Annotated in this window: 19 protein-coding genes; 12 read left to right on the plus strand and 7 right to left on the minus strand. The window is 40.4% G+C overall.

Annotated features, from left to right (window positions below):
• Positions 1–1,122: 1,122 nt before the first annotated feature.
• The 4 genes from C9I86_RS18530 to C9I86_RS18545 all read left to right on the plus strand — a co-directional run bounded on the left by C9I86_RS18530 (position 1,123) and on the right by C9I86_RS18545 (position 6,483).
• Positions 1,123–2,841, plus strand: coding sequence for an ABC transporter ATP-binding protein (locus C9I86_RS18530; RefSeq protein WP_107277151.1), 1,719 nt, complete (start codon positions 1,123–1,125; stop codon positions 2,839–2,841).
• 68 nt (positions 2,842–2,909) lie between these two features.
• Entirely contained in the window at positions 2,910–4,469 is a 1,560-nt protein-coding gene (locus C9I86_RS18535) for an ABC transporter substrate-binding protein (protein WP_107277152.1), read from the plus strand.
• A gap of 91 nt (positions 4,470–4,560) precedes the next feature.
• On the plus strand, positions 4,561–5,538 hold the full coding sequence (locus C9I86_RS18540; RefSeq protein WP_080159284.1) for an ABC transporter permease: 978 nt from the start codon (positions 4,561–4,563) through the stop codon (positions 5,536–5,538).
• 3 nt (positions 5,539–5,541) lie between these two features.
• Entirely contained in the window at positions 5,542–6,483 is a 942-nt protein-coding gene (locus C9I86_RS18545; RefSeq protein ID WP_107277153.1) for an ABC transporter permease, read from the plus strand.
• 78 nt (positions 6,484–6,561) lie between these two features.
• Here C9I86_RS18545 and C9I86_RS18550 read toward each other — a convergent pair whose 3' ends face one another.
• Positions 6,562–7,926 carry a YjiH family protein gene (locus C9I86_RS18550; protein WP_107277154.1) on the minus strand — a complete coding sequence of 455 codons (1,365 nt, stop codon included), beginning with the start codon at positions 7,924–7,926 and terminating at the stop codon, positions 6,562–6,564.
• A 531-nt stretch (positions 7,927–8,457) separates the two neighbouring features.
• Here C9I86_RS18550 and C9I86_RS18555 point away from each other — a divergent pair.
• Together C9I86_RS18555 and C9I86_RS18560 are read left to right on the plus strand one after the other, a co-directional pair.
• Entirely contained in the window at positions 8,458–8,850 is a 393-nt protein-coding gene (locus C9I86_RS18555) for a hypothetical protein (RefSeq protein WP_107277155.1), read from the plus strand.
• A gap of 206 nt (positions 8,851–9,056) precedes the next feature.
• A complete protein-coding gene (locus tag C9I86_RS18560; RefSeq protein WP_080159279.1) occupies positions 9,057–9,647 on the plus strand; it encodes a hypothetical protein in 591 nt (196 codons plus the stop codon).
• Positions 9,648–9,725: 78 nt separating this feature from the next.
• Here the strand turns inward: C9I86_RS18560 and C9I86_RS18565 are convergent, their stop codons facing one another.
• The 3 genes from C9I86_RS18565 to C9I86_RS18575 form a co-directional block, all read right to left on the minus strand.
• Positions 9,726–11,171: an EAL domain-containing protein gene (locus C9I86_RS18565; RefSeq protein ID WP_080159278.1), complete on the minus strand. Its 1,446-nt coding sequence runs from the start codon at positions 11,169–11,171 to the stop codon at positions 9,726–9,728.
• A gap of 273 nt (positions 11,172–11,444) precedes the next feature.
• Positions 11,445–12,800, minus strand: a complete 1,356-nt coding sequence (gene gorA / locus C9I86_RS18570; protein WP_107277156.1) for a glutathione-disulfide reductase — start codon at positions 12,798–12,800, stop codon at positions 11,445–11,447.
• A gap of 196 nt (positions 12,801–12,996) precedes the next feature.
• Positions 12,997–13,836 carry a 23S rRNA (adenine(2030)-N(6))-methyltransferase RlmJ gene (locus tag C9I86_RS18575; RefSeq protein WP_080159276.1) on the minus strand — a complete coding sequence of 280 codons (840 nt, stop codon included), beginning with the start codon at positions 13,834–13,836 and terminating at the stop codon, positions 12,997–12,999.
• A gap of 213 nt (positions 13,837–14,049) precedes the next feature.
• Here C9I86_RS18575 and prlC point away from each other — a divergent pair, with 213 nt between their 5' ends.
• Positions 14,050–16,092 carry an oligopeptidase A gene (prlC, locus tag C9I86_RS18580; protein WP_107277157.1) on the plus strand — a complete coding sequence of 681 codons (2,043 nt, stop codon included), beginning with the start codon at positions 14,050–14,052 and terminating at the stop codon, positions 16,090–16,092.
• A gap of 106 nt (positions 16,093–16,198) precedes the next feature.
• On the opposite strand, the gene gppA is transcribed toward prlC, so the two are convergent.
• Together gppA and rhlB are read right to left on the minus strand one after the other, a co-directional pair.
• Complete coding sequence (gene gppA / locus C9I86_RS18585; protein WP_107277158.1) at positions 16,199–17,689, minus strand: guanosine-5'-triphosphate,3'-diphosphate diphosphatase; 1,491 nt, start codon at positions 17,687–17,689, stop codon at positions 16,199–16,201.
• Between the two features lie 19 nt (positions 17,690–17,708).
• Positions 17,709–19,013 (minus strand): ATP-dependent RNA helicase RhlB, encoded by a 1,305-nt coding sequence (gene rhlB, locus C9I86_RS18590; protein WP_080159273.1) that lies wholly within the window; start codon positions 19,011–19,013, stop codon positions 17,709–17,711.
• 112 nt (positions 19,014–19,125) lie between these two features.
• Here rhlB and trxA point away from each other — a divergent pair, with 112 nt between their 5' ends.
• The 5 genes from trxA (at position 19,126) to fre (ending at position 24,090) form a co-directional block, all read left to right on the plus strand.
• A complete protein-coding gene (trxA, locus tag C9I86_RS18595) occupies positions 19,126–19,452 on the plus strand; it encodes a thioredoxin TrxA (protein WP_036789189.1) in 327 nt (108 codons plus the stop codon).
• Between the two features lie 198 nt (positions 19,453–19,650).
• Positions 19,651–20,916, plus strand: coding sequence for a transcription termination factor Rho (gene rho, locus C9I86_RS18600; RefSeq protein WP_080159272.1), 1,266 nt, complete (start codon positions 19,651–19,653; stop codon positions 20,914–20,916).
• Positions 20,917–21,153: 237 nt separating this feature from the next.
• Positions 21,154–23,019: a 4-hydroxy-3-polyprenylbenzoate decarboxylase gene (gene ubiD, locus C9I86_RS18605; RefSeq protein ID WP_107277159.1), complete on the plus strand. Its 1,866-nt coding sequence runs from the start codon at positions 21,154–21,156 to the stop codon at positions 23,017–23,019.
• An 87-nt stretch (positions 23,020–23,106) separates the two neighbouring features.
• On the plus strand, positions 23,107–23,370 hold the full coding sequence (locus C9I86_RS18610; RefSeq protein WP_080159270.1) for a 2Fe-2S iron-sulfur cluster-binding protein: 264 nt from the start codon (positions 23,107–23,109) through the stop codon (positions 23,368–23,370).
• Between the two features lie 9 nt (positions 23,371–23,379).
• A complete protein-coding gene (gene fre, locus C9I86_RS18615; RefSeq protein ID WP_080159269.1) occupies positions 23,380–24,090 on the plus strand; it encodes an NAD(P)H-flavin reductase in 711 nt (236 codons plus the stop codon).
• Between the two features lie 47 nt (positions 24,091–24,137).
• Here the strand turns inward: fre and C9I86_RS18620 are convergent, their stop codons facing one another.
• A complete protein-coding gene (locus C9I86_RS18620; RefSeq protein ID WP_107277160.1) occupies positions 24,138–25,025 on the minus strand; it encodes a carboxylate/amino acid/amine transporter in 888 nt (295 codons plus the stop codon).
• Positions 25,026–25,104: the final 79 nt, after the last annotated feature.

Below are 25,104 nucleotides of genomic sequence, written 5' to 3' on the forward strand. Positions count from 1 at the left end.
CCACCATTAAGAAACCTGAATCGAAAGATTCAGGTTTTTTTTCATCTGTAGAAAAGTAAATCTGTATCATTGGTTTAAAGCTAGAGGGGCGGGGGTTCCCGATATTAGAATCTTGGCTCTTCACCGATCACCATTAAGAAAACCGTATCGAAAGATACGGTTTTTTTTCGTCTGCAGAAAAGTATTGCTGATTTTCGTGTAGAAATGCCGAGGGTCGGGGGTTCCCGATATTAGAATCCCTCTTCACTGACCACCATTAAGAAACCTGAATCGAAAGATTCAGGTTTTTTTTCATCTGTAGAAAAGTAAATCTGTATCATTGGTTTAAAGCTAGAGGGGCGGGGGTTCCCGATATTAGAATCTTGGCTCTTCACCGACCACCATTAAGAAACCTGAATCGAAAGATACAGTTTTTTTCGTCTGCAGAAAATGGTAAAGAATGCAATTTGGTAGCGCATCTCTGAGTTTTGAGAAAATAGTTGGTCAGAGGGTGAGGGCTCCTGATATTGGATTTGAGTATCATTAAAAAATCGGAATGTTTGTGTTTTTATTAGCTCAAAATGACCAACAACTCAGTGAGGTTAGCAGGATTTGAATAGTAGCTATTTGAATTGTGTACTGCCCATTTTATCAAATGATGAGAAAACAGTGCGAATATGCTACGTAGGTGGGTAGCGTAAATTTTGCAACCATTCGTTTTAATGGATATATCCACTGATATTTGTATTTTTAATGGTTATTGTCGCTAGTTATTCTAATGAAAGCGATACTTTGTTTAATTAATGTTAATTTAATTTTTTGTTGTTCTTGAAAATTTATTCATAAATGTATTTTTTAATGGTTATGATTGTTTGGATTATTATGTTGATGATAGAGCTATATTAGTTGCTATTCAGTGGGTTGCGGTTAATTTATTGTTTAGTGCTCTATTGTTTATATATGCGTTCATATAGGGTAAATATGCGAAATATATAAATGGTGATAGTTTTTTACTTTGTGTTGTTGCTTTTTTGTAATATTTTTGACAAATTGAAGTAAGGCATGCAATCAGACAATAGTATTGGCATGGAAAGGAATCAATTATTCAGATAGGCAGGATGCTGCCAGTAGTGGAGTCTGATAATGGCATTATTAGAAGTAAAAAATCTCCGTATAGAATACCCCTCACGATATGGCGTACATGCAGCGGTGAAATCACTGTCATTCACCATTGATCGTGGTGAAATTGTGGGTGTTGTTGGTGAGTCTGGTGCGGGTAAATCGACGGTGGGAAATGCTGTTATTGATTTATTAAGCCCTCCTGGTCAAATAGCTAGCGGTGAGGTGTTTTTAGATGGTACTAAAATATCAGGTTTAAGCGCCGATAAAATGCGCCAAGTTCGAGGATCGAAAATTGGTTTTATATTTCAAGATCCAATGACCTCATTAAACCCTTTATTCACGGTTGAGCAGCAATTAACTGAAACTATAGTGACTAATTTAAAAGTGTCACAATCTGATGCACTCAAGCGAGCTTTAGTGTTGATGGAACAGGTAGGTATTCCTGAGCCTCAGCTGCGGATTAAACAATACCCTCATCAATTTTCTGGTGGTATGCGTCAACGTGTCGTGATTGCGATTGCGCTGGCGGGTGAACCCGATTTAATTATTGCCGATGAACCGACCACTGCACTTGATGTATCAATTCAAGATCAAATATTAACCTTGATTCGTGACTTATGTGTGCAGAAAAATGTCGGCTGTATGTTGGTGACCCATGATATGGGAGTGGTTTCTAATGTTACCGATCGCGTTGCTGTTATGTATCGTGGTGACTTAGTTGAAATGGGGACCACTGAACAAGTATTGCAGCGGCCACAACATCCTTATACCCAAAGTTTAATTTCAGCTGTACCGCGTTCTGATATTAAGTTGAAGCGGTTTCCGCTAGTGACGTATATCGAAGATGTTAAGCAGACGCCGACGCTGGATGTTAAACAGCACTGGCTCGGGCAAAGCCAAGATCAACGCACCTATCAAGGCGCGTTGCTTGAGGTTGAAAATGTTAACTTACGCTTTATTACTAAAGATTCATTATTTGAAAGCCGACGTGAATATGTACAAGCCAATAATGATGTCAGCTTTCATATTGCAGAAGGTGAGACCTTTGGTTTAGTGGGAGAATCTGGTTCGGGTAAATCCACTATTGCGCGTGTTATTGCTGGTTTATATCCACCAAATAGTGGCACGGTACGGTTTGAAGGTATTGATCTTACCGCGCTGAAAAGTGAGGCTGAACGCCGCCCTCTACGTCGTCAAATGCAAATGGTATTCCAAAACCCTTATACATCAATGAATCCTAGAATGCGTATTTTTGACATTATTGCAGAGCCAATTCGATTCCATAAGTTAACTAAAAATGAATCGCAAACACGACAAATTGTGAATGATCTTTTAGATTATGTTGGCCTTGGCCGAGCTGCTGGCATTAAATATCCCCATGAATTTTCCGGTGGTCAGCGGCAGCGGATCTCAATTGCACGCGCCCTAGCTACTCGACCTCGATTATTAATTTGTGATGAACCAACATCAGCACTGGATGTTTCAGTACAAGCGCAAATTCTAAACCTCTTAAAAGATCTTCAAGATGAGCTTAATTTGACGATGTTATTTATCAGTCACGACTTACCCGTGATCCGTCAAATGTGTGATCGTATTGGCGTGATGCAACAAGGAACCTTATTAGAAGTTGCACCAACAGAACAATTATTTACTGCACCACAACATCAATATAGTCAGCATTTGATTTCATTAATGCCTGAATTTAAAGGACTAGAAATCAAACCTCTGCAACGCGCTTAATTTGTTGTTATGAGTGATAAATAAAATAAATACTGAGCGAAGGCGCTTGGGCATAAAGGAGTTATGCAATGAAAACCATCAAGAATAAATTAGCGCTAGCATTGGTTGCAGCAGGGTTAAGTTTCAGTGTGACAGCCGCAGATCTAAAGCTCGGTTACGCATCTGATCCTGTTTCACTCGATCCTCATGAGCAATTGTCTGGCGGCACTCTGCAATTATCACATATGGTATTTGATCCACTGGTTCGTTTTACCCAGAAAATGGATTTTGAGCCTCGTCTAGCACAAAGCTGGCAGCGTATTGATGCAAATACGTTTCGATTTACATTGCGTCAAGGGGTGAAATTTCATTCAGGTAATTCACTGACTGCAGATGATGTAATTTGGACCTTTAATCGCCTGCAAGCCTCACCTGATTTTAAAGCTATTTTTGAACCTTACTCTGAGATGAAAAAAGTCGATGACTATACCGTCGATATTATCTCTAAAGGCGCTTATCCATTGGTACTTCAAACTGCAACCTACATTTTCCCAATGGACAGTAAGTTTTATAGCGGTAAGACCGCAGACGGTAAAGATAAAGCGGAAGTGGCTAAACACGGTAATTCATTTGCTTCAACCCATATGTCGGGCACGGGTCCATTTATTGTTAGTGATCGTGAGCAAGGGGTAAAAGTTGAATTTACTCGTTTTGCGGGCTATTGGGATACGGCCTCAAAAGGCAATGTTGACACTATTTCATTGTTACCTATTAAAGAAGATGCTACCCGTGTTGCCGCATTGCTTTCTGGTGGGGTCGATATGATTGATCATGTTGCACCTAATGATCATAAGCGTCTTAAAAGTGCTGAGGGGGTTGATTTAGTGACACTTCCTGGCACCCGTTTGATTTCATTTCAAATGAATCAGACCAGTAACGAAGCACTAAAAGATGTTCGTGTTCGTCAAGCGATTGTGCATGCGATTAATAATGAAGGCATTGTTAAAAAGATCATGAAAGGGTTTGCGACCGCAGCAGGGCAACAAAGTCCTGCGGGTTACCAAGGTCATGATAGCGAGTTAGTGCCTCGTTATGATGTTAAAAAAGCCAAGCAATTAATGAAACAAGCGGGATATGAAAACGGCTTTACACTCACTATGTTGGCACCGAATAACCGTTATGTTAATGATGCAAAAATTGCGCAAGCAGCGGCAGCAATGTTAGCCAAAATTGGTATTAAGGTAGATTTAAAAACGTTACCTAAAGCGCAATATTGGCCAGAGTTTGATAAATGTGCTGCCGATATGATGATGATTGGCTGGCATGCTGACACTGAAGACTCCGCTAACTTGACTGAATTTTTAACCATGACGCGAAATGAGAAAACAGGTAAAGGTCAATATAACTGTGGTTTCTATTCTAATCCGGAAGTGGATAAGTTAGTGACAGCAGCCAATGTAGAAACCGATCCTGCTAAGCGAATTGCGATGCTTAAACAAATTGAGGTTACGCTTTATAACGATGCGGCATTTGTACCACTACATTGGCAGAGTACTGCTTGGGGAGCACGTAATAATGTTCATGCTAGTGCCATCGTTAACTCAATGGAAATGCCATATTTTGGTGACCTTGTTGTTGATGAAAAATAATAATTAATGAGCAATAAATAAAACTACGCATGAGTGCCGAGGCGGGTTTGCTTCGGCATTTTTTTCAGGATGAAATTAAAAGGGGCAGGGAATGTTTTCGTTTCTGGTCAAACGCCTGTTTCAGGCACTGATAGTGATGTTTGTGATCAGTCTGGTGGCATTTGCCATTCAGGATAACCTTGGCGATCCGTTACGAGAGCTCGTCGGGCAGTCGGTATCAGAAGCTGAACGGCAACAATTACGTGATGATTTAGGGCTTAACGATCCGTTTGTTACTAAATATAGTCGCTTTCTGGGTAATGCTGTTCAAGGTGATTTAGGTACTTCATATACTTTTAAGCGCCCTGCGATTGAGGTGATTTTAGATAAATTAGTCGCAACTTTTGAACTCGTATTTGGTGCGACGGTGATCATTATTTTAGTTTCGATTCCACTTGGCGTGTATTCCGCAATTCATCCGCGGAGTGTGTTTACTAAAGCTGTTATGGCATTCAGTAGTATTGGTATTTCAATACCGGTGTTCTTAACTGCCATTATGTTGATGTATGTTTTTTCGATTGAATTAGGCTGGTTACCCTCATTTGGTCGTGGCGAAACCGCGAATTATCTGGGTTGGGAATCAGGTTTCTTTACTATTGATGGTTTAAAACACTTAGTGCTGCCATGTGTGGCGTTAGCATCAATTATGTTGCCGTTGTTTATTCGCTTAGTGCGTTCGGAAATGCTGGAAGTTTTAAGTTCAGAATACATCAAATTTGCGAAGGCAAAGGGATTGCCGATGAACAAGGTTTATTACCAACATGCACTTAAAAATACCATGTTGCCAGTATTGACCGTGGGTGGCGTGCAGATTGGAACCATGATCGCTTACACCATTTTGACTGAAAGTGTATTTCAGTGGCCAGGAACCGGGCTGTTATTTTTAGATGCTATTAATCGAGTCGATACGCCACTGATTACCGCGTATGTGATTTTTGTAGGACTTATTTTTGTGGTCACCAATACTATTGTTGATCTTCTTTATGGGTTGGTTAATCCAACAGTAGATTTGACGGGCAAGGGAGCGTAAGTCATGGAGAGTATTAGCACCGTTGCACCAAGTCGTTGGCAGCGCTTTAAAGATTCCGATATTGTGTATTATTTTCTTAAAGACAAAGTGGCGATGGTGTGTTTTGCCATTTTTATAAGCTTTGCTACCGCGGCTTTATTTGCGCCGTTTATTGCACCGACAAATCCTTATGATTTATCGACCATTGATATTATGGATTCTGAATTACCGCCAGCATGGATGGCAGATGGGGATGCTAATTTTAGCCTTGGTACTGATAATCAAGGTCGTGATATCTATTCGACTATTTTATATGGGATGCGTTTATCACTGACGATCGGCTTATTAGCAGTAGCGTTACAGCTCGTGCTAGGGGTGATTGTTGGTTTAACTGCGGGTTATTTTGGTGGACGAATTGATAGTTTATTAATGCGTGTTGCTGATGTGCAATTATCGTTTTCCACCATGATGGTAGCGATTATTGTATCTGCTATTTTTCGTACTGCATTAGGGGCTGAAACATATGCGCAATATGCGGTGATTATGTTAGTGGTGATTATCGGTTTTGCGGAATGGCCACAGTATGCACGAACGGTACGCGCCTCTGTTTTGGCAGAGAAAAGAAAAGAGTATGTTGAAGCAGCTAAGGTGATGGGCTTTCGAGCACCACGGATCATGTTCCGTCATATTTTGCCTAATTGTTTATCGCCGATTTTAGTAATTTCAACGGTACAGGTTGCTAACGCTATTATGTCGGAAGCGGCGCTATCATTTTTAGGCTTAGGTTTACCGGTGGATCAGCCATCGTTAGGCTCACTGATCAGTATTGGCTTTAACTATATTTTCTCGGGCTCATGGTGGATTACCGCGTTCCCTGGGGTCGTATTAATAACCTTAGTGTTAGTGATTAACTTGCTGGGTGATTGGCTACGGGATGTGTTTAACCCTAAGATTTATAAAGGTTAGATTAGATTTTCTATTTTGAGAGTAAATGAAGAAAGGCGACCGCGTGGTCGCCTTTTTGTTATTAATTAAGAGTGTTATTTAGAAAATCAAATGTGCCATTAGCGCAATTACTGGCAGAGTGACTAAAGTACGCAGAATAAAGATCACAAATAATTCCCATGCTTTAACCGGTACTTTGCTACCAATAAGTAATGCGCCAATCTCTGACATATAAATCAATTGCGTCACTGACATCGCGGCAATGATAAAGCGGGTCATGTCACTTTGAATGGTCGATGCCAAAATTGATGGCAAGAACATATCGGCAAACCCGACCACGATGGTTTTTGATGCCGCTTCTGCTTCTGGAATATGCAGCAATTCAAGGAATGGAATAAATGGCATGCCGAGGTAATCAAAAATAGGGGTATTTTCAGCGATCACTAACGCCATCGTACCTATTGCCATAACAACAGGCAGTACACCAAATACCATATCAACGGCGTTTTTAAGTCCATCAACAACAATTGCAGGTAAGCTTTTTACTTCCGCGGCTTTTTTTAATGCTTGCTCAATCCCATAAGAGAAAATGTTATGACCTTCAGGTACGGTTTCATCATGTGATGATTCAGTGGTGCCATTAATATAGACATTTTTCTTACGTGATAATGGTGGTAAGCGCGGCACAATAATAGCAGCCACTAGTCCAGCCAAACATACGGTTAAGTAGAACGGGGCAAACATATGTTCTAAATTAACTTGAGCGATAACAACTAAGCTGAAAGTGATGGATACCGCTGAGAATGTAGTACCAATAACAGCAGCTTCACGCTGAGTGTACATACCTGATTCATATTGTTTGCTGGTCAGTAATACGCCAACAGAACCATCACCTAACCACGAAGCAATACAGTTAACGGATGAGCGACCTGGTAAACCAAAAATAGGGCGCATGATACGGGTAAATAGAGTGCCAAAGAATTCTAATAAGCCAAAATTAAGCAGTAGCGGTAGCAGTAAACCAGCAAAAATAAACACTGAAAATAATACGGGCAGTAAATTATTGAGTACTAAGCCACCAGTGGCATCGTTACGAAACATCACCGGGCCAATATTAAAGTAAGTCATTACTGCAAAGATAGCGCCAAGCTGTTGCACGATAAACCACATTAAAGACGGGTTCAATAAGCCATTGATGAAGCTGTTGCGAATTACAAATCCAGGCTTAAAGAGCTTGGTAATAATAGACATGATGGCAGTAAAACTGATCACGCCTGTCACAATCGATGTCAGTGAATTTTCAAAATGGCTTTGAATAGTTTTGGCTAATACGGCGATTGGGATCGTAATGTCACCATCAAAGTTGATCGGTGCCATAAATAAAAACACGCCAATTAATGATGGAATGATAAACATTAACCAATTATTGATACTTTTAGGTGGTGCTACTGCTTGTTGATGCATATTTGTCTATAACCTACTGGTAGAAACGGCCGAATTAATGGGGGTATCCCCGAGGTCTTGTGAGAATAACTATTCATTGTTATCCCATAAATAAGAATTCGAAGATTACCGTTTTTATTTAATAGATGGAATAGTCAACAACTAAAAAATTGGTTATTTATGCGATTATTTGGGTTTTTTATTCGAGGTGGCAATTTTAAGACGTTATGTATGTAATACAGGTTTACTATCGACAAAAGATTTATTTGTCACATTTGAATGTAATTTTAAGTTAATTGTTACCATGTAGTAATAGTCTTTATATTTTTAAGCTATTGTTGATTTTAAGTGTTCAGTTAGACTTCATTCCATCAGAAAGCATTACTAAAGATGATGCTCAGTTAAATAAATAGTCGGTTGAATTTCGCTAATAATTTCAGATTCGACGCCATTCATTTTTGTGACACTCAAATCCAATAATAAATCGACTACCTGTACTCAATAAGATCACTGCATTGACTTTGGTCTTACTATAAAAATAAGGCACTACCCATGACAACATTAACAACGAAGCCTGGTATTACATTGATTAAATCAGGCTCTTTTAAATTAAATGATCTCAGTAAGTTACTTGAAGTTGAAGGCTTAAAAAGTGATATGGCAGAGGTTGCTGTAACCACGAACAGCAACGCATTAACGATAGGTCATTTCACCATGTCTCCAGGGGTTGAATTTGAATACTTTTACGATTCTGTTGAGTACAAGGTGATCACCAAAGGTAAGATTGTGGTTCGTGATGAAGTCGGTACTAAATATGTTGCTGAAGTTGGCGATGTTATTTTATTTAGCCCTGATGTTACGGTTATCTTTGATGCTGAAAGTGACGGTGAAGCTATTTATACTGCACATCGTCCTGCAGCAGCTGATTTTGCTCCGGCACAATAAAAACAGTATAAATTTAACCCCTGATATGTTGTTAGGGGTTGTTTAGATGGATATCGATGTTTAACCATTACTATTTGGTAACAGTGTTTTTGATTTTCATAGTATTGTTAATCAGAAGGTAATGGTTAAAATAAGATCATATTATAACGGCTTGTTAATTTCGTATAGACTGAAATGATTGAGCTAAAATAACGATGAGGTACACCATGGCAGCACATTCAAATCAGCAATTTCATGTAGGTCAGATCATTGATGAACACCCGTTTGTTGCTGGTGATGGCGCAGTGATTGAGATGTTCCGTAATGATATGAGTAATATCGTTTTTATTGGTTTAACTGGCATTACAGCTGAAGAGCAACAAATGATGGCAGAAGCTACCGCAGAATTTGGTTTAATGAAAACTGAAAATGGTGGTTGCTTGGTGGTATTTAAGTTGGCTGAACTTGCGTTTGATATTCAATTTAATGCTGCAGCGATTCCAAATGAATATTTTCAACAGCCAACCACATCAACATTAGCCTTATCGATGATGGCGTTAGATACTAGTAATAATGAGCTTAAAGTGATCCGTGAATTATTATTACCTGAAGCGGTTACTCAACAAATAATTGAAGTGATGAGCATTCAACGTGAGATTGAAGATCCAATGGCTGTCAATGCTGAAAATATGCATTTATTGAATACGGTTAGTACAGAAGAATTACTACAACAAATCACCTTAACCCCTATTCAAACTGTTATCGCACCAAGCTGTAGTTGTGGTCATAGCCATAATGATGGACATCATCATCATTAAGATGCAATCCTTAGTATAGATAAAAAACACCGCTTTTGAGCGGTGTTTTTATAAAAAGGTTAATTTAATACAATCTCACTATTGGTATAAATGTGGCTCAGACTTTGTTCTTGATATAAATGTTTTTGAATCACATGGAGTAGAAAAATAAAATCCTTGGCATAAGTGAATATTGAATTTTTTTATTTTATTTAATTCTGATTCTGTTTCAATACCTTCAGCAACGATAGTAAGATTCAACGAATTACCTAATGTTGCTAGTGTCTCAAGCATATTACTTTTTGATACTGCAAATTTATCTGAAATGAAATATTTGTCTATTTTCATTATGTCAAAAGGTAATTCTTGAATGGTAAGTAAATTTGAATATCCAGTGCCAACGTCATCAATTGATAATAATATGGATTCTTTTTTTAATTTTTTCATTACAATATTAATTTCATCCAAATAAATAAAACTATTTTCGCTTTCTGTTAGTTCTATTATTATTTTATTTTTTATATTTGGGTTCTTTTTAATTAAAGTAATAACTTTTCGCATAAATTTGTCATCAAGAAGCATTGATACAGTAAAATTAAAGCTTAGCATGAAATCTTTATTTATATTGGCTTTATTTAGTGTGTTAAATGCTTCTCTTATTAAATTTAACGTAATGTTCTTTATATCATTGGTTTTTTCTAAATTAGTGATGAACTCAGCGGGCGGAACAATTATGCCATTATAATTCCAACGGCATAGGATTTCAGCTGAAACGAATTTTTGTTGCTTGGTTGAATAGATAGATTGAAAGTAAGGTATAAATTCACTGTTGTTAGCTGCTTTTTTTAGTCTTCGATATAACACTTTGTTACTATCAAAATATGATAATAATAGGGATGATATAATATTTACTAATAATAAAGATATAATGAAATTGAAAGATAAAACCATTAATAGTTTTTTAATGGTTAAGCCACTAATAATAATAGAGTGTAGATGTTTGGCATTATGTGTCAAACTATAATATAAAAGTCCGTTAGGTATTATTGAGTTTGAGTCAATAACTAAAAAATTAGTTAATATATTATGGCTTAAATTTTTTAATAATTTAGAATAGAAGTTTATTATATAATACCCAGAACCAAACTTAAAAATATAATTAGTTTTGGTTTTATTATAAGGGTCATCAAATAACTTAACCCCAACATTATTATGGATCATTTTTTTTATATATTCAGGAACTGGGTTATTAATGCCACTATTATTATAATGATATTTGTCATTATAAATGTAGGCAATATCCATTATCTCTGGATATTTTATTTCAATTTCTTCTAGAAAACGTTGGTTTTGTTCTTTGCTATTTAACTCTAAGTTACTTTCATGTTCAATGTGCAATTGAGGCTTATAGATAACGTTATCTAATAGTTGTATGATGTTATTTATTTGTTTCCGTTCTATATATCTAATTGTTATATGGCTAATTAATAATGATAATAAAGCGCTTAGTAATATAATTATAAAAAAGGAATATATTTTTTTCATTGTTATCTTTTTATGTAATGCATCATGATGCTTATTAGTGCCATCTGTTGTTGGGTGTATGCATTATATATATCAATAATTTTAAATAACAATAAATTAATTATATTTTAAACGGTGTGACCTTTTTAAGGACGGATAATAATTAAAAAAGAATATGGTGATGCTATAAAATTAATTGTTATGCTTATTTTAGTTAACATAAGCATAATTGTATTATGAGTAAAAAATAAAAAGGCCGATAATTCGACCTTTTTAATACTGTCAGAGATCTGACTATCTCATGGTAACAAATTCTTCCGAACCTGTTGGGTGGATAGCAACAACACTATCGAAATCAGCTTTAGTTGCGCCCATCTTAATTGCAACACCAAAGCCTTGAATCATTTCATCAACGGTATAACCAATACCATGTAGGCCAACAACTTTTTCATCATCACCCGCACACACTAATTTCATTTTACATGGCTGACGGTGGGTTGTGACCGCGGTGTACATTGCAGTAAAGCCTGATTGGTAGACTTTGACGTTGTCTTCACCGTATTGATCAATTGCTTCTTGAGTTGTTAGACCAATAGTACCAATTGGTGGGTGGCTAAATACCACTGTTGGTACCAGTTTGTAGTCCATCTTGGCTTCTGGCTTGTTATTAAACAAACGCTCAGATAATTGACGACCTGCTTTAACAGCAATTGGGGTTAGTTCGATACCGCCTTCCATGATGTCGCCAACACAGTAAATACCGTCAATATTGGTTTGTTGGTATTGATCAACTTTGATGTAACCACGAGCGTTGGTTTCAACACCGGCAGCTTGAAGGTTGATTTTGTCTGTGGTTGGGTGACGACCAATCGCCCAAATCAGTAAATCGGTGTTATGTGATTTACCGTCTTCAAAATGAAGTGTGATAGAACCATCGGCCTCTTTTACCACTTCTTTAGGAATTGAATGGGTGTGAAGGGTTGGACCTTCAGCTGCCATTACTTCCACTAAAGTATCAACAATCATTGGATCAAAGCTACGTAGTGGTGATTCTTTACGAACGAACAGATGGGTATCTGTGCCGAGTGCACTTAATACGCCCGCGATCTCAACTGCGATATAACCCGCACCTACAATTGCAGTACGTTTTGGTTGTGCTGTTAGTTCAAAGAAACCGTTTGAGTCAATACCGTGTTCTGCGCCAGGTACATTAGGAATTGTTGGTTCACCACCGACCGCAATTAAAATATGATCGGCAGTGTAATGTTCACCGTTAACAGCAATAGTTTTAGCATCAACAAAGGTCGCAAAGCCATTGATGACTTCAACGTTATTATTACCAAGTACATTGTCATATGAAGTATGAATGCGGCTGATGTAAGCTTCGCGGTTTTCAACCAGTTTAGCCCAGTTGAAATCTTTCACATCAACATTAAAGCCATAGTCTTTAGCGTAAAGGTGGATCGCTTCAGCGATTTGAGCGCCGTGCCACATTACTTTTTTGGGTACACAACCGACGTTAACGCAGGTGCCACCAAGGGCTTTTGCTTCAATTATTGCAACCTTAGCACCATACATTGCAGCGCGGTTTGCTGATGCAATACCGCCGCTACCACCACCGATACAGATGTAATCAAAATGCTTCGCCATGACTTTACTCCAATAGATGTTATGAATATTCACTGTCACCTAGTGTAATCAAGATTGGGCTGAGTGACGAGGATTTAAAATCGGAAAAATCGATTAGTATAATGTTTTACCATCGAAAATGATGATTGTCACGTGGGGAATGTAACAGCTACACCGCAATGCAGCTGTTTTTTAGGCAAAGTATTATCAGTGTAATTTACTCAGGCACGATCCATTCGATTTTATGATGACCATGATTGGGTGCAATGGCTTGTTGTAACCATGGCAGTATTTGCTCCATTTGACTGGCTAATTTCCATGGCGGGTTAATCACAATCATGCCTGAAGCTGTCATTCCACGTTCTTCTGTGTCAGGTTCTACACCCAGCTCAATTTGAAGAATATTACGAATATTTAAGTCTTTCAAACCGTTAATCATGCGATCAATAGTTTCACGATAAACCACAGGGTACCAAATAGCATAGGTGCCTGTTGCCCAACGTTGGTGGCTGTGTTTGATCGCTTTCACCACATCTTGGTATTCATGCTTGAGCTCATAAGGGGGATCAATCAACACCACCCCGCGACGTTCTTTAGGCGGTAAACTCGCTTTTAGACGAGCAAAAGCATCTTCTTGATACATTTTAACGCGACGATCACCGCGAAATTCTTGTAACAATAATGGGAAATCGCTTGGGTGTAACTCGGTTAATACCATGCGGTCTTGGTCGCGAATTTGAGCGCGAGCAACTTTGGGGGAACCAGGGTAATAACGTAATTCGTCAGTGTCATTAATGGCTTTAATGGCATCAATATAGGCGCCAATTTCAGTAGGAATATCATTGCGTGACCAAATTCGAGCGATACCTTGCTTAAACTCACCGGTTTTTTCGCTGCGCTCATCTTGAAGATCATAGCGACCAACACCTGAGTGAGTATCGTGATACACGAACGGTTTATCTTTCTGCTTGAGTGCATCCAGAATTAAGCTTTGAACAATGTGTTTAACCACATCTGCGTGGTTGCCAGCGTGAAAGCTGTGGCGATAACTCAGCATGAAATTAGTCTCTATCGGTATCTAAAGCAGGGATGCTAGTGACTATTATCGTCAATTATTCAGCAATATCCAACCATGGTGCCAACCTTTGCTACTATCTAAATTAAGGAAATGCGCTATTTCTGCATTTTTAGACCCTAAACCAAGCAAAGGATTGAAATTTATCTATTGCGGGCGCATGTTAAGAAGAAGATAAAAATAAAGGAAAAACGTATGTCTAACCCATTGTTGACGATGACTGATTTGCCTCCATTTGCTCATATTAAACCTGAGCACATTAAACCTGCGGTTGAACAAGCGATCACTGATTGTCGAAATAACGTTGAAGCCGTACTGTCTCAATTTCAAATGCCAACATGGGACACAATTTGTCGCCCATTAGCTGAGTTAGATGATCGCCTCGGGCGTATTTGGTCACCAGTAGGGCATCTTAATGGGGTTAAAAATAGCCCTGAATTGCGCCAAGCATATGAAAGTTGCCTGCCGTTATTATCTGATTATGCGACGTGGGTTGGACAGCATAAAGGCCTTTATGATGCATATAAGATGATTCGAGCCAGTGATGATTTCGCTAATTTAAGTCAAGCTCAACAAAAAGCAGTGACAGATGCCCTTAAAGCCTTTGAGCTGTCAGGTATTGGGTTACCTGCCGAGCAACAACAACGCTTTGGTGAGATCAGTAAGCGTTTGTCTGAATTAGCCTCAACCTTTAGTAATAATGTACTCGATGCCACTATGGCGTGGAGCAAAGTGATTACTGATGTTGATCAATTACAAGGTTTACCAGCATCAGCATTGCAAGCAGCACAAGCAAATGCACAAGCGAAAGATGAGCAAGGCTATCTATTTACGCTTGATATTCCGTCATATTTACCGGTGATGACGTACTGTAATAATCGTGAGTTACGTGCTGAAATGTATCAAGCATTTAGTACGCGCGCGTCTGATCAAGGTCCAAATGCAGGTGAGTTTGATAATACTGACATCATTGCTGAAAAACTAAAACTAAGTCATGAAATGGCACGTTTATTGGGCTTTAGTAGTTACGGTGAGAAATCATTGGCAACCAAGATGGCACAATCGACGGATCAAGTGCTGGGCTTTTTAAACGATTTAGCTGATCGCGCTAAGCCACAAGGTGAGCGTGAAGTGGCTGAGTTACGTGATTATGCGCGTGATGAATTTGGTGTTGAGCAATTAGAACCGTGGGATTTTGCTTTTTATTCTGAAAAATTAAAACAACATCGTTACAGTATTTCTGATGAAGAATTACGGCCATATTTCCCTGAGCAAAAAGTGGTGGCGGGGTTATTTGAAGTGCTAAACCGTGTGTTTGGGCTTGAAATAAAACAACGTCATGGGGTAGAAGTGTGGCATGAATCGGTGACCTTCTATGACATCTTTGATGCTCAAGGCACGTTGCGTGGTAGCTTCTATTTAGATTTATATGCCCGTGAACATAAACGTGGTGGTGCATGGATGGATGAGTGCATGGTCCGTCACACTCGCATCGATGGTAGTTTGCAAACACCGGTGGCTTATTTAACGTGTAACTTTAATCGTCCTGTGGGCGATCAACCGGCACTATTTACTCATAACGAAGTCACAACCTTGTTCCATGAAACGGGTCATGGTATTCACCATATGCTGACTCAAATTGATGTGGCTGCGGTGTCAGGTATTAATGGTGTGCCATGGGATGCAGTTGAATTACCAAGTCAATTCCTTGAAAATTGGTGCTGGCAGGAAGAAGCGTTAGCCTTTATTTCAGGTCATTATGAGACGGGTGAGTCATTACCAAAAATAATGCTTGATAAAATGTTAGCAGCGAAGAACTTCCAATCAGCGATGTTTATTTTACGTCAGCTTGAATTTGGTCTGTTCGATTTCAGTTTGTATACTAACTATGATCCTGAAACTGGCGCTCAAGTGTTAGCAACGTTATTTGAAGTTAAAGATAAAGTGTCTGTTGTGCCAAGCCCAGAATGGGGTCGATTCCCTCATAGCTTTAGTCATATTTTTGCAGGTGGCTATAGTGCGGGTTATTACAGTTACTTATGGGCAGAGTTATTGTCGGCTGATGCGTTTTCTCGTTTTGAAGAAGAAGGTATTTTTAATACTCAAACAGGCAGTGATTTCCTCACCTGTATCTTAGAAAAAGGTGGCAGTGAAGAGCCGATGGAGCTATTTAAGCGCTTCCGTGGCCGTGAACCACAATTAGATGCAATGTTACGCCACAGTGGTATTACTGGCTAAGATTTGCTTATCACGAAGCGATAGCTAATAAAAAAGGCTCCTTGGGGAGCCTTTTTTGATCATAGCGTTAAGAGGATGGTCCACTTAACTTAATTATTAGGTGTTATTAGTCTTGCGCCGTTACCACCATTGGCCAGCCCATATCAGTTTGGCGGGTGGCTTCTTGGGTTAGTTCACTACGGGTTAAGGGATTATTGATTAACCATTTCGCCGATAATAATAACGTCAATTTGTTATCTTCCATGCGTAAGCTAAAGGGAGGTAAACAAGTTTGATCGCGGCGATGGCATAAAATAATCGCTAGTCGTAGTAAGCGTAGCAAACGGGCTGCACTGGGTGCCGATAACGCATGTTGCTCTGGTAAGCTGGTTAATGGACCGTTATGGCGGCGCAATAGTTCAGCTATGAGATTTTTTTGGGCACGAGTAAAGCCAGGTAAATCCATGTGCTTAATTAAGTAAGCCGCATGGTCCCCACTTTTTTTAAATTCAATGCTTGCGCCAATCTCATGTAATTTAGCCGCTGCCTGAAGTAAATTTTCAGCAGGTGGCTCTAATTGCCAGCCAGGACATTGAGCTAATAACGCCAATGCCATATTACTAACATTATCAGCATGGGTATGATCTAATTGAAACCGTTGCTGCATGCTACTAATTGTACGTGAGCACACATCATGGTGACGCATTTGATCCATCATTTCATAAACCAATCCTTCACGTAGCGCACCGCCAGCAAGGGTCATTGATTCAATTTGTAATGATTCAAATAGCGCAATTAGGATTGATAGTCCACTTGGAAAAACCAGTGCGCGTTCTAATGTTAAACCTTCAATATCAAGGTCTTCTAAACGTTCATATTGCATTGCTTGGCGCTGAAGGCGTTTCAGCTTAGGCAGGGTAATAATTTCATCCATGCCTTGTGCTAGCATTATTTCTTGCAGTGCTTGCACTGTACCACTCGCGCCAACACAGGTTTCCCAACCTTGGTGAGTGTAACGCTCAATAATGGTTTCAATCGCTTCTTTTGCGCCGTTAATGGCAGCATCAAAGTTAACTGAGGTTAGGTAGCGATCTTTAAAGTAGCGCTCTAGCCAAGTAACACAACCAATTTTTAAGCTTGTGAGTGCACTGGCATCAAAACCTTCACCAATAATGACTTCGGTACTGGCTCCGCCAATATCGACCACCAGGCGTTTATCGCTGCCTCCAGAGGTATGTGCTACCCCTTGATAGATAATACGAGCTTCTTCTTCACCAGTAATCACACTGACAGGATACCCAAGTATACTGTGAGCTTGGGAAAGAAATTCGTTAGCATTGACCGCTGTACGCAAGGCGGCAGTGCCGACAATGCGAATATGATCAGGTTTGATATCCTGTAAACGTTCGGCAAAAATGGCCAAACAGTCAAGACCCCGTTGAATGGCTTCTTGGCTGAGTTCGTTTTGATTATTCAAACCTGCAGCTAAACGTACTTTTCGTTTAATTTTAGCCAGTGTTTGAACACTGCCATTGACTTCGCGAACAACCCACATATGAAAGCTGTTCGAGCCTAAATCAATTGCTGCATAAAGCGGTGATACTGAATTTCTTTCCATAGAGATACTTTAACTTATTTTATGCTGGTTTGTTTTGTGGCGGACGGCGGCGATTATTACGCTGACGAGGTTGCCCTTGACCTTGACGCTGGTTATTACGACGGCCACCTTGACGAGGTGTACGTTGTAGACGAATCGGCGCAGGTAAATCATCTAAAAGCGCGTCAGAGTCATACTTTGATTGTGGAATACCATGCTCAATGTAAGTCTCAATCGCAGGTAGGTTAATCGCGTATTCTTCACAGGCAAAGCTGATTGAATGACCACTTTCACCCGCTCGACCTGTACGACCAATACGGTGAACATAGTCTTCTGCGTCATCAGGAAGATCAAAGTTAAATACGTGGGTAACCATCGGAATATGTAGACCACGAGCAGCGACATCCGTTGCAACGAGGATATCAATATCACCTTTGGTGAATTCTTCTAGAATACGCTCACGTTTTTTCTGTGGTACATCACCATTAAGTAGACCTACTCGATGACCATCAGCCGCTAAATGTCCCCAAACATCTTCACAACGATGCTTAGTGTTGGCGAAAATAATCGCACGATCAGGCCATTCTTCTTCAATTAACGTTTGTAATAAACGCATTTTTTCTTGGTTTGATGGATAGAATAACTCTTCTTTAATGCGGTGACCTGTTTTTTGTTCAGGTTCAACCACAACACTTTCTGGGCTGTTCATGTGCTCAAATGCAAGTTCTTTAACACGGTATGATAACGTTGCTGAGAACAGCATGTTTAAACGCGCTTTCGGCTCTGGCATACGACGGAACAAGAAACGGATATCTTTAATAAAACCTAAATCGAACATACGATCGGCTTCATCCAATACCACCACTTGAATGCTGGCAAGGTCGATAACGCGTTGCTTATAGAAGTCGATAATACGGCCGCAAGTACCGATTAAAATATCAACGCCTTCGTCAAACACTTGTTTTTGTTTTTCATAAGGTTCACCACCGTAAGCAAGGCCAGCTTTAAGGCCAGTACTTGCTAGTAACGATGAAGCATCATTGAAAATTTGGATCGCCAACTCTCGCGTTGGCGCCATAATGATCGCTCGCGGTTGGTTGGTTTTACGCTCTGCTGGTGCAGGTGTCTCCAATAGATGGTTAAAAGTAGCGGTCAGAAAGGCAAGGGTCTTACCCGTACCTGTTTGAGCCTGTCCCGCGATATCATGGCCAGTGAGCACAACTGGCAATGCCAAGGCCTGGATCGGGGTACAATTATGAAACCCTTTCTCTTCCAATCCTTTTAGTACTAGGGGGTTTAACCCTAGTTCGGCAAATTTCTGCTCTGTGATATGTGTCGTCTTCATTGCTATAGAATATCAGCTTAGGGTTGCAATACGAAACGTATTCCATTCAAATAGGATAACGATTTGCTGGTTAATTCAATATCAGCTAACAAAATCACTGTTGGAGTGGAAGATGAGCGATAAGATTGTGCAGCTTACCGATGAAAGTTTTGATACTGATGTTGTCAATGCTGCGGGTCCGGTACTGGTTGATTTCTGGGCTGAATGGTGTGGACCTTGTAAAATGATTGCCCCTATTCTTGACGAAATCGCTGATGAATACGAAGGTAAATTAACGATTGGTAAATTAAATATCGACCAAAATGCGGCGACACCGCCAAAATTTGGTATTCGCGGTATTCCAACGTTATTACTGTTCAAAGATGGTGCAGTAGCTGCAACTAAAGTCGGCGCGTTGTCAAAAACGCAGCTGAAAGAGTTCCTAGACGCGAACTTATAAGTGACATAATTGCGAGCCATGCACAATTTCTAAGTTGTGCATGGTTTGTCTAGCGACTATGCTAGACTGATAGAACGTTTAGTGTTAACGTAACGCACAGAAATTACATTTCCGTTCATTTCTTGACCAGGCCCTATTGGTCATCCTTATCTCAACTAATATAGAACCCCGATTTTGACAGACAAGAAACCCACCACTATGAATCTTACAGAACTCAAGAGCCAACCTATCCCTAAGTTGGTATCACTTAGCGAAAGTTTAGGATTGGAAAACCTGGCCCGCCTACGTAAGCAGGACATCATCTTCTCCATTCTTAAGCAACATGCTAAAAGTGGTGAGGATATTTTTGGCGACGGTGTTCTAGAGATTTTGCAAGACGGCTTCGGCTTTCTGCGTAGCGCAGACAGTTCTTACCTTGCAGGCCCTGATGATATTTATGTATCACCAAGCCAAATTCGTCGTTTTAACCTTCGTACTGGCGATACCATTGCCGGAAAGATTCGTCCACCAAAAGACGGTGAACGTTACTTCGCACTACTAAAAGTAAACGAAGTAAACTACGACAAACCAGACAACGCCCGCAATAAAATCCTTTTTGAAAACCTTACTCCACTTCATGCCAACGATCGTATGCGTATGGAACGTGGTAATGGCTCAACAGAAGATATTACAGCGCGTGTTCTAGATTTAGCTTCTCCTATCGGTAAAGGCCAACGAGGCCTGATTGTTGCTCCGCCAAAAGCGGGTAAAACAATGTTGCTGCAAAATATCGCTCAAAGTATTTCTTACAACCACCCTGAGTGTGTGTTGATGGTATTACTAATTGATGAGCGTCCGGAAGAAGTAACTGAGATGCAACGTCTTGTTAAAGGCGAAGTTATTGCATCAACATTTGATGAACCAGCATCTCGTCACGTACAAGTGGCAGAAATGGTTATTGAAAAAGCAAAACGCTTAGTTGAGCATAAGAAAGATGTGGTTATCCTTCTTGACTCAATTACACGTCTAGCACGTGCTTACAACACCGTTATACCTTCTTCAGGTAAAGTATTAACTGGTGGTGTAGATGCCAACGCCCTTCACCGTCCTAAGCGTTTCTTTGGTGCGGCACGTAACGTAGAAGAAGGCGGTAGCTTAACTATCATCGCAACAGCGCTAGTCGATACTGGTTCTAAGATGGATGAAGTTATTTACGAAGAATTTAAAGGTACAGGTAACATGGAACTTCACCTTTCTCGCAAGATTGCTGAGAAACGTGTTTTCCCTGCGATTGATATCAATCGTTCAGGTACCCGTCGTGAAGAACTATTGGCGAAAGCTGATGAACTACAGAAAATGTGGATCCTGCGTAAAATTGTTCACCCAATGAGTGAAACAGATAGTATGGAATTCTTGATCGACAAACTATCAATGACCAAAACAAATGAAGAGTTCTTTGACGCAATGCGCCGTCAAAAATCATAAGTAATTTAAGCGGTTATTGAATTAAAAACGTCACTTTCATGTGGCGTTTTTTTTTGGCTAAAATTCAAACCATAAGGTTAGCTTGTTTTGGTTAACCCACAGAATTTAAACGGGTATTTTCTTTTTTGGAGCGGCGGGTGTTTTCCGCTGCACAACTGGTTATACTAGCAAAAATCATTCTCATTAGGTCAATGGCAGTAATGTCCATTTGACTTAGTTTAGCTACAGGTAGTCGCTATGAAATACAAGGATCTACGTGACTTTATTGCCTATTTAGAGCAACAAGGGCAATTACAACGCATTCAACATCCTGTCGATCCTAATCAGGAAATGACGGAGATTTGCGATCGTACTCTGCGTGCTGGTGGTCCGGCATTGTTGTTTGAAAATCCTGTAGGTTACGACATGCCGGTACTGGCAAACTTGTTTGGTACGCCTGAACGCGTTGCAATGGGAATGGGGCGTGACAATGTTAAGCAATTACGCGAAGTTGGAGAATGGCTGGCGTATTTAAAAGAACCTGAGCCACCGCATGGCTTGCGGGATGCAATCAATAAAATTCCGGTATTTAAGCAAGTGCTTAATATGCCGACCAAAGTACTTCGTAAAGCGCCTTGCCAACAAATTATTTGGCAAGGTGACGAGGTTGATCTCGATAAAATCCCCGTCATGAGTTGCTGGGCTGGTGATGTTGCACCGTTGCTGACATGGGGTTTAACCATTACTCGTGGCCCGAATAAAAAACGCCAAAATTTAGGCATTTATCGCCAACAAAAAATTGCCAAAAATAAAGTGATTATGCGCTGGCTCGCTCACCGTGGTGGCGCGTTAGACATGCGTGAATGGTGTGAAGCCCATCCTGGTGAGAAATTTCCAGTAACGGTTGCTTTTGGGGCTGATCCCGCCACGGTATTAGGGGCTGTAACGCCCGTGCCTGATACATTGTCTGAGTACGCATTTGCCGGTTTATTGCGCGGTAGTCGCACTGAGGTGGTTAAAAGTATCAGTAATGATCTACAAGTACCTGCCAGTGCAGAAATCGTGATGGAAGGCTATATCGACCCTGAAGAATATGCCGATGAAGGACCTTATGGCGATCATACCGGTTATTACAATGAGGTTGAGCGCCACCATGTGTTCACTATTACTCATATTACGATGCGTAACGATCCGATTTATCACAGTACTTATACCGGTCGTCCACCGGATGAACCTGCAGTGCTTGGCGTAGCATTAAACGAAGTGTTTGTGCCTATTTTGCATAAACAATTTCCTGAGATTGTTGATTTCTATTTGCCGCCAGAAGGGTGTTCTTATCGCATGGCGGTGGTGACAATGAAGAAGCAATACCCTGGCCACGCTAAACGAGTGATGATGGGAGTGTGGTCGTTTTTACGTCAGTTTATGTACACTAAATTTGTGATTGTGTGTGATGATGATGTTAATGCGCGCGATTGGCAGAGTGTGATCAATGCGATGACCATGCGTATGGATCCGGTTCGAGATACATTACTGATTGATAATACGCCAATTGATTCATTGGATTTTGCGTCGCCAGTGGTGGGCTTAGGCTCAAAAATGGGGATTGATGCCACCATTAAATGGCCTGCAGAGTTAGCGAATACCGCAGCAACATCGGTCAGATTAAAGTCTGCTGAGTATGATATTGAGGCTGGATTACTCGCCTTACGTCAGCAATTTCCTGCGATCATCGATTGTTATTTACCGCCACAAGCGGCTGATCACAGCATGGCAATCGTGAGTATTAATAAAACCGTTGTGGGTGAAGGTCTACAGGTTATGAGCGCAGTCTCGGCCTTTTTGAATCAATTCACCGATGCTAAATTTGTGATTATCTGTGATGGTGATGTCAATGTGCGCGATTGGAATGATGTTATTTGGGCGGTTACAACCCGTATGGATCCAAGTCGTGATACGGTATTAACTGCTGCGACCACAGAGCGTTGTTCAAAGATCGGTTTTGATGCTACCAATAAAATTGGCGCTGAAACCCAACGAGAATGGGGTACTCCGATTATTAAGGATCCTCAAATTGTGGCACAAGTCGATGCAATGTGGGCGCAATTAGCGATCAATAACTAACCGCTAACAATGGGCTTGAGTAACAATCAGGCGCCTGATGTTTTTATGTTTCAATGATAATACCTGTCATTGAATTGAGAATTTTTTATGTACCAAGTACGCCTGTTGCCCAATAACATTACGTTTACTGCCGATGCGCAGCAAACCGTATTACAAGCAGCGCTCAACGCAGGCATCGCTTTTCCTAATCGCTGCCAAGTGGGTGCTTGTGCTATGTGTATGTGTCGTAAACAACAAGGTCAAATAAGCTATGAGCTTGAGCCGATGTTAACGCCACAAGAGCAGGCACAAGGCTGGATCTTTGCTTGTCTTGCGAGAGTGGAAAGCGACTTGGTGTTATCGTTAGACTAGAGGAAAACCATGTCTATCCAATGTGAAGTAAAGTCAGTTGAACCGTTGGCATGTAATACATACCGTATTTTATTAACGCCATTACAAGCCCTCGATTTCAAAGCAGGGCAATACTTATTAGCAGTAATGGGAGAACAAGATAAACGCCCGTTCTCGATTGCTAGTAGCCCTTGTCGTCAAGGTGAGCTTGAGCTTCATATTGGTGCTGCTGAACATAATGCTTATGCACTAGAAGTGGTTGAGACGATGAAGAATGCATTAACTGCTCACCAACCTGTGACGATTGAAGCAGCGCATGGCGAAGCTTGGTTACGTCATGAAAGTCAACGTCCATTGTTGATGATCGCAGGTGGCACTGGTTTTTCTTATATTCGCAGTATGGTGGATAACTGTATTAGCCGTGGTTTAACTCAGCCAATCTTTGTTTATTGGGGGGGGCGTGATGTGTGTCAGCTGTATGCTAATGATGAAATGCAAGCACTGGCAAAGCAATATGCCAATATTAGCTATGTACCTGTTGTAGAAACAGCGCCTGAAGGTTGGCAGGGTAAAATTGGTAATGTATTGGATGCAGTTGCCGACGATTTTGTAAGCTTATCTGCCTATGATATTTATGTGTGTGGTCGTTTTGAAATGGCAGGTGCCGCGCGTGAACGTTTCTGTACAGAAAAAGGTGCGTTACGGGAGCATATGTTTGCCGACGCTTTTGCATTTATTTAACGCATCAATCGTATGAGAAAGGCGCGATAATCGCGCCTTTTTTGTGACTATTTTTTGAGAGCTAATGCGCGTTGGGTGGCAACTTTTTGTTTAACCCATGTTTCATTAAACCACAGTGATAATAGAATAATCCCGCCACCAATAATGAGTCGTGGATAGTCGACATCATGGTTCCAAATCACCAAGTTAACGATTAAACCGGCAGGCACTAAAGCATTATTCATGATCGCTAATGCGCCAGCATTGACCATTGTCGCGCCTTTGTTCCAAATGAAATATCCCAGTCCAGAAGCAATCACACCGAGGTAGGTTAAAATTCCCCACTGTAATGATGTTGTGGGTAATTTGGCACTATTACCAAACAATAAATACATTGGCACAGCGACACATACCGCGCCTAAATAAAACCAGCCAAACACGGTATGTTGTGGTATATCCGTTTGTTCTTGTTCAATTATGCGTTTATAGCCAACTTGGCCAATCGCAAAGCACAGGTTTGCGCCTTGAACAATAAAAAAACCAATAATGAAGTGTTGGTTAATCCCTTCAAATTTAATCACCGCCGCCCCGATCACTGCGATCACCGCACTCAGTAAATACCATGGTGAAAATTGTTTATGTAATGCGTCATAAATCAGAGTGACATAAATGGGGGTGAAAATTGTAAACAGTAGCACTTCTGGGACGGTTAAATACAAGAACGATTGGTAATAAAAGCAATACATTAGCCCAAGTTGAAACGCGCCGACGACCATTAATTTGATGGCAAGCTTTGGGTATAGATGTTTAGTACGTAAAAACGGTATAAAAACGAGTGCAGCGAGACAAACGCGGGTTAAAACTGAGAACCAAGCATCAACTTGACCAGCAAGATAAACGCCAATTAAGCTAAACGAAAATGCCCATAATAGGGTTATTAATGATAAGTATTTCATTGTTGCAACTGGGTGTATTGAGAGGGGATAACAGCAGTGTAACTAAATTGTGCGATGAAGAATATGATAATGACAGTAT

Origin of the sequence: Photobacterium sp. NCIMB 13483 (assembly GCF_003025475.1) — a bacterium.
GTDB classification, from domain to species: Bacteria; Pseudomonadota; Gammaproteobacteria; order Enterobacterales; family Vibrionaceae; genus Photobacterium; species Photobacterium piscicola.

What these genes read in the sequence shown, in the direction of transcription:
- C9I86_RS18530 (WP_107277151.1), top strand. Translation starts at nt 1,123, where the DNA reads ATGGCATTATTAGAAGTAAAAAATCTCCGTATAGAATACCCCTCACGA.
- C9I86_RS18565 (WP_080159278.1), bottom strand. Translation starts at nt 11,171, where the DNA reads ATGAAAAAAATATATTCCTTTTTTATAATTATATTACTAAGCGCTTTA.
- C9I86_RS18540 (WP_080159284.1), top strand. Translation starts at nt 4,561, where the DNA reads ATGTTTTCGTTTCTGGTCAAACGCCTGTTTCAGGCACTGATAGTGATG.
- rho (WP_080159272.1), top strand. Translation starts at nt 19,651, where the DNA reads ATGAATCTTACAGAACTCAAGAGCCAACCTATCCCTAAGTTGGTATCA.
- C9I86_RS18550 (WP_107277154.1), bottom strand. Translation starts at nt 7,926, where the DNA reads ATGCATCAACAAGCAGTAGCACCACCTAAAAGTATCAATAATTGGTTA.
- C9I86_RS18575 (WP_080159276.1), bottom strand. Translation starts at nt 13,836, where the DNA reads ATGCTGAGTTATCGCCACAGCTTTCACGCTGGCAACCACGCAGATGTG.
- C9I86_RS18560 (WP_080159279.1), top strand. Translation starts at nt 9,057, where the DNA reads ATGGCAGCACATTCAAATCAGCAATTTCATGTAGGTCAGATCATTGAT.
- ubiD (WP_107277159.1), top strand. Translation starts at nt 21,154, where the DNA reads ATGAAATACAAGGATCTACGTGACTTTATTGCCTATTTAGAGCAACAA.
- prlC (WP_107277157.1), top strand. Translation starts at nt 14,050, where the DNA reads ATGTCTAACCCATTGTTGACGATGACTGATTTGCCTCCATTTGCTCAT.
- rhlB (WP_080159273.1), bottom strand. Translation starts at nt 19,013, where the DNA reads ATGAAGACGACACATATCACAGAGCAGAAATTTGCCGAACTAGGGTTA.
- C9I86_RS18535 (WP_107277152.1), top strand. Translation starts at nt 2,910, where the DNA reads ATGAAAACCATCAAGAATAAATTAGCGCTAGCATTGGTTGCAGCAGGG.
- C9I86_RS18620 (WP_107277160.1), bottom strand. Translation starts at nt 25,025, where the DNA reads ATGAAATACTTATCATTAATAACCCTATTATGGGCATTTTCGTTTAGC.
- C9I86_RS18555 (WP_107277155.1), top strand. Translation starts at nt 8,458, where the DNA reads ATGACAACATTAACAACGAAGCCTGGTATTACATTGATTAAATCAGGC.
- C9I86_RS18545 (WP_107277153.1), top strand. Translation starts at nt 5,542, where the DNA reads ATGGAGAGTATTAGCACCGTTGCACCAAGTCGTTGGCAGCGCTTTAAA.
- C9I86_RS18610 (WP_080159270.1), top strand. Translation starts at nt 23,107, where the DNA reads ATGTACCAAGTACGCCTGTTGCCCAATAACATTACGTTTACTGCCGAT.
- trxA (WP_036789189.1), top strand. Translation starts at nt 19,126, where the DNA reads ATGAGCGATAAGATTGTGCAGCTTACCGATGAAAGTTTTGATACTGAT.
- fre (WP_080159269.1), top strand. Translation starts at nt 23,380, where the DNA reads ATGTCTATCCAATGTGAAGTAAAGTCAGTTGAACCGTTGGCATGTAAT.
- gppA (WP_107277158.1), bottom strand. Translation starts at nt 17,689, where the DNA reads ATGGAAAGAAATTCAGTATCACCGCTTTATGCAGCAATTGATTTAGGC.
- gorA (WP_107277156.1), bottom strand. Translation starts at nt 12,800, where the DNA reads ATGGCGAAGCATTTTGATTACATCTGTATCGGTGGTGGTAGCGGCGGT.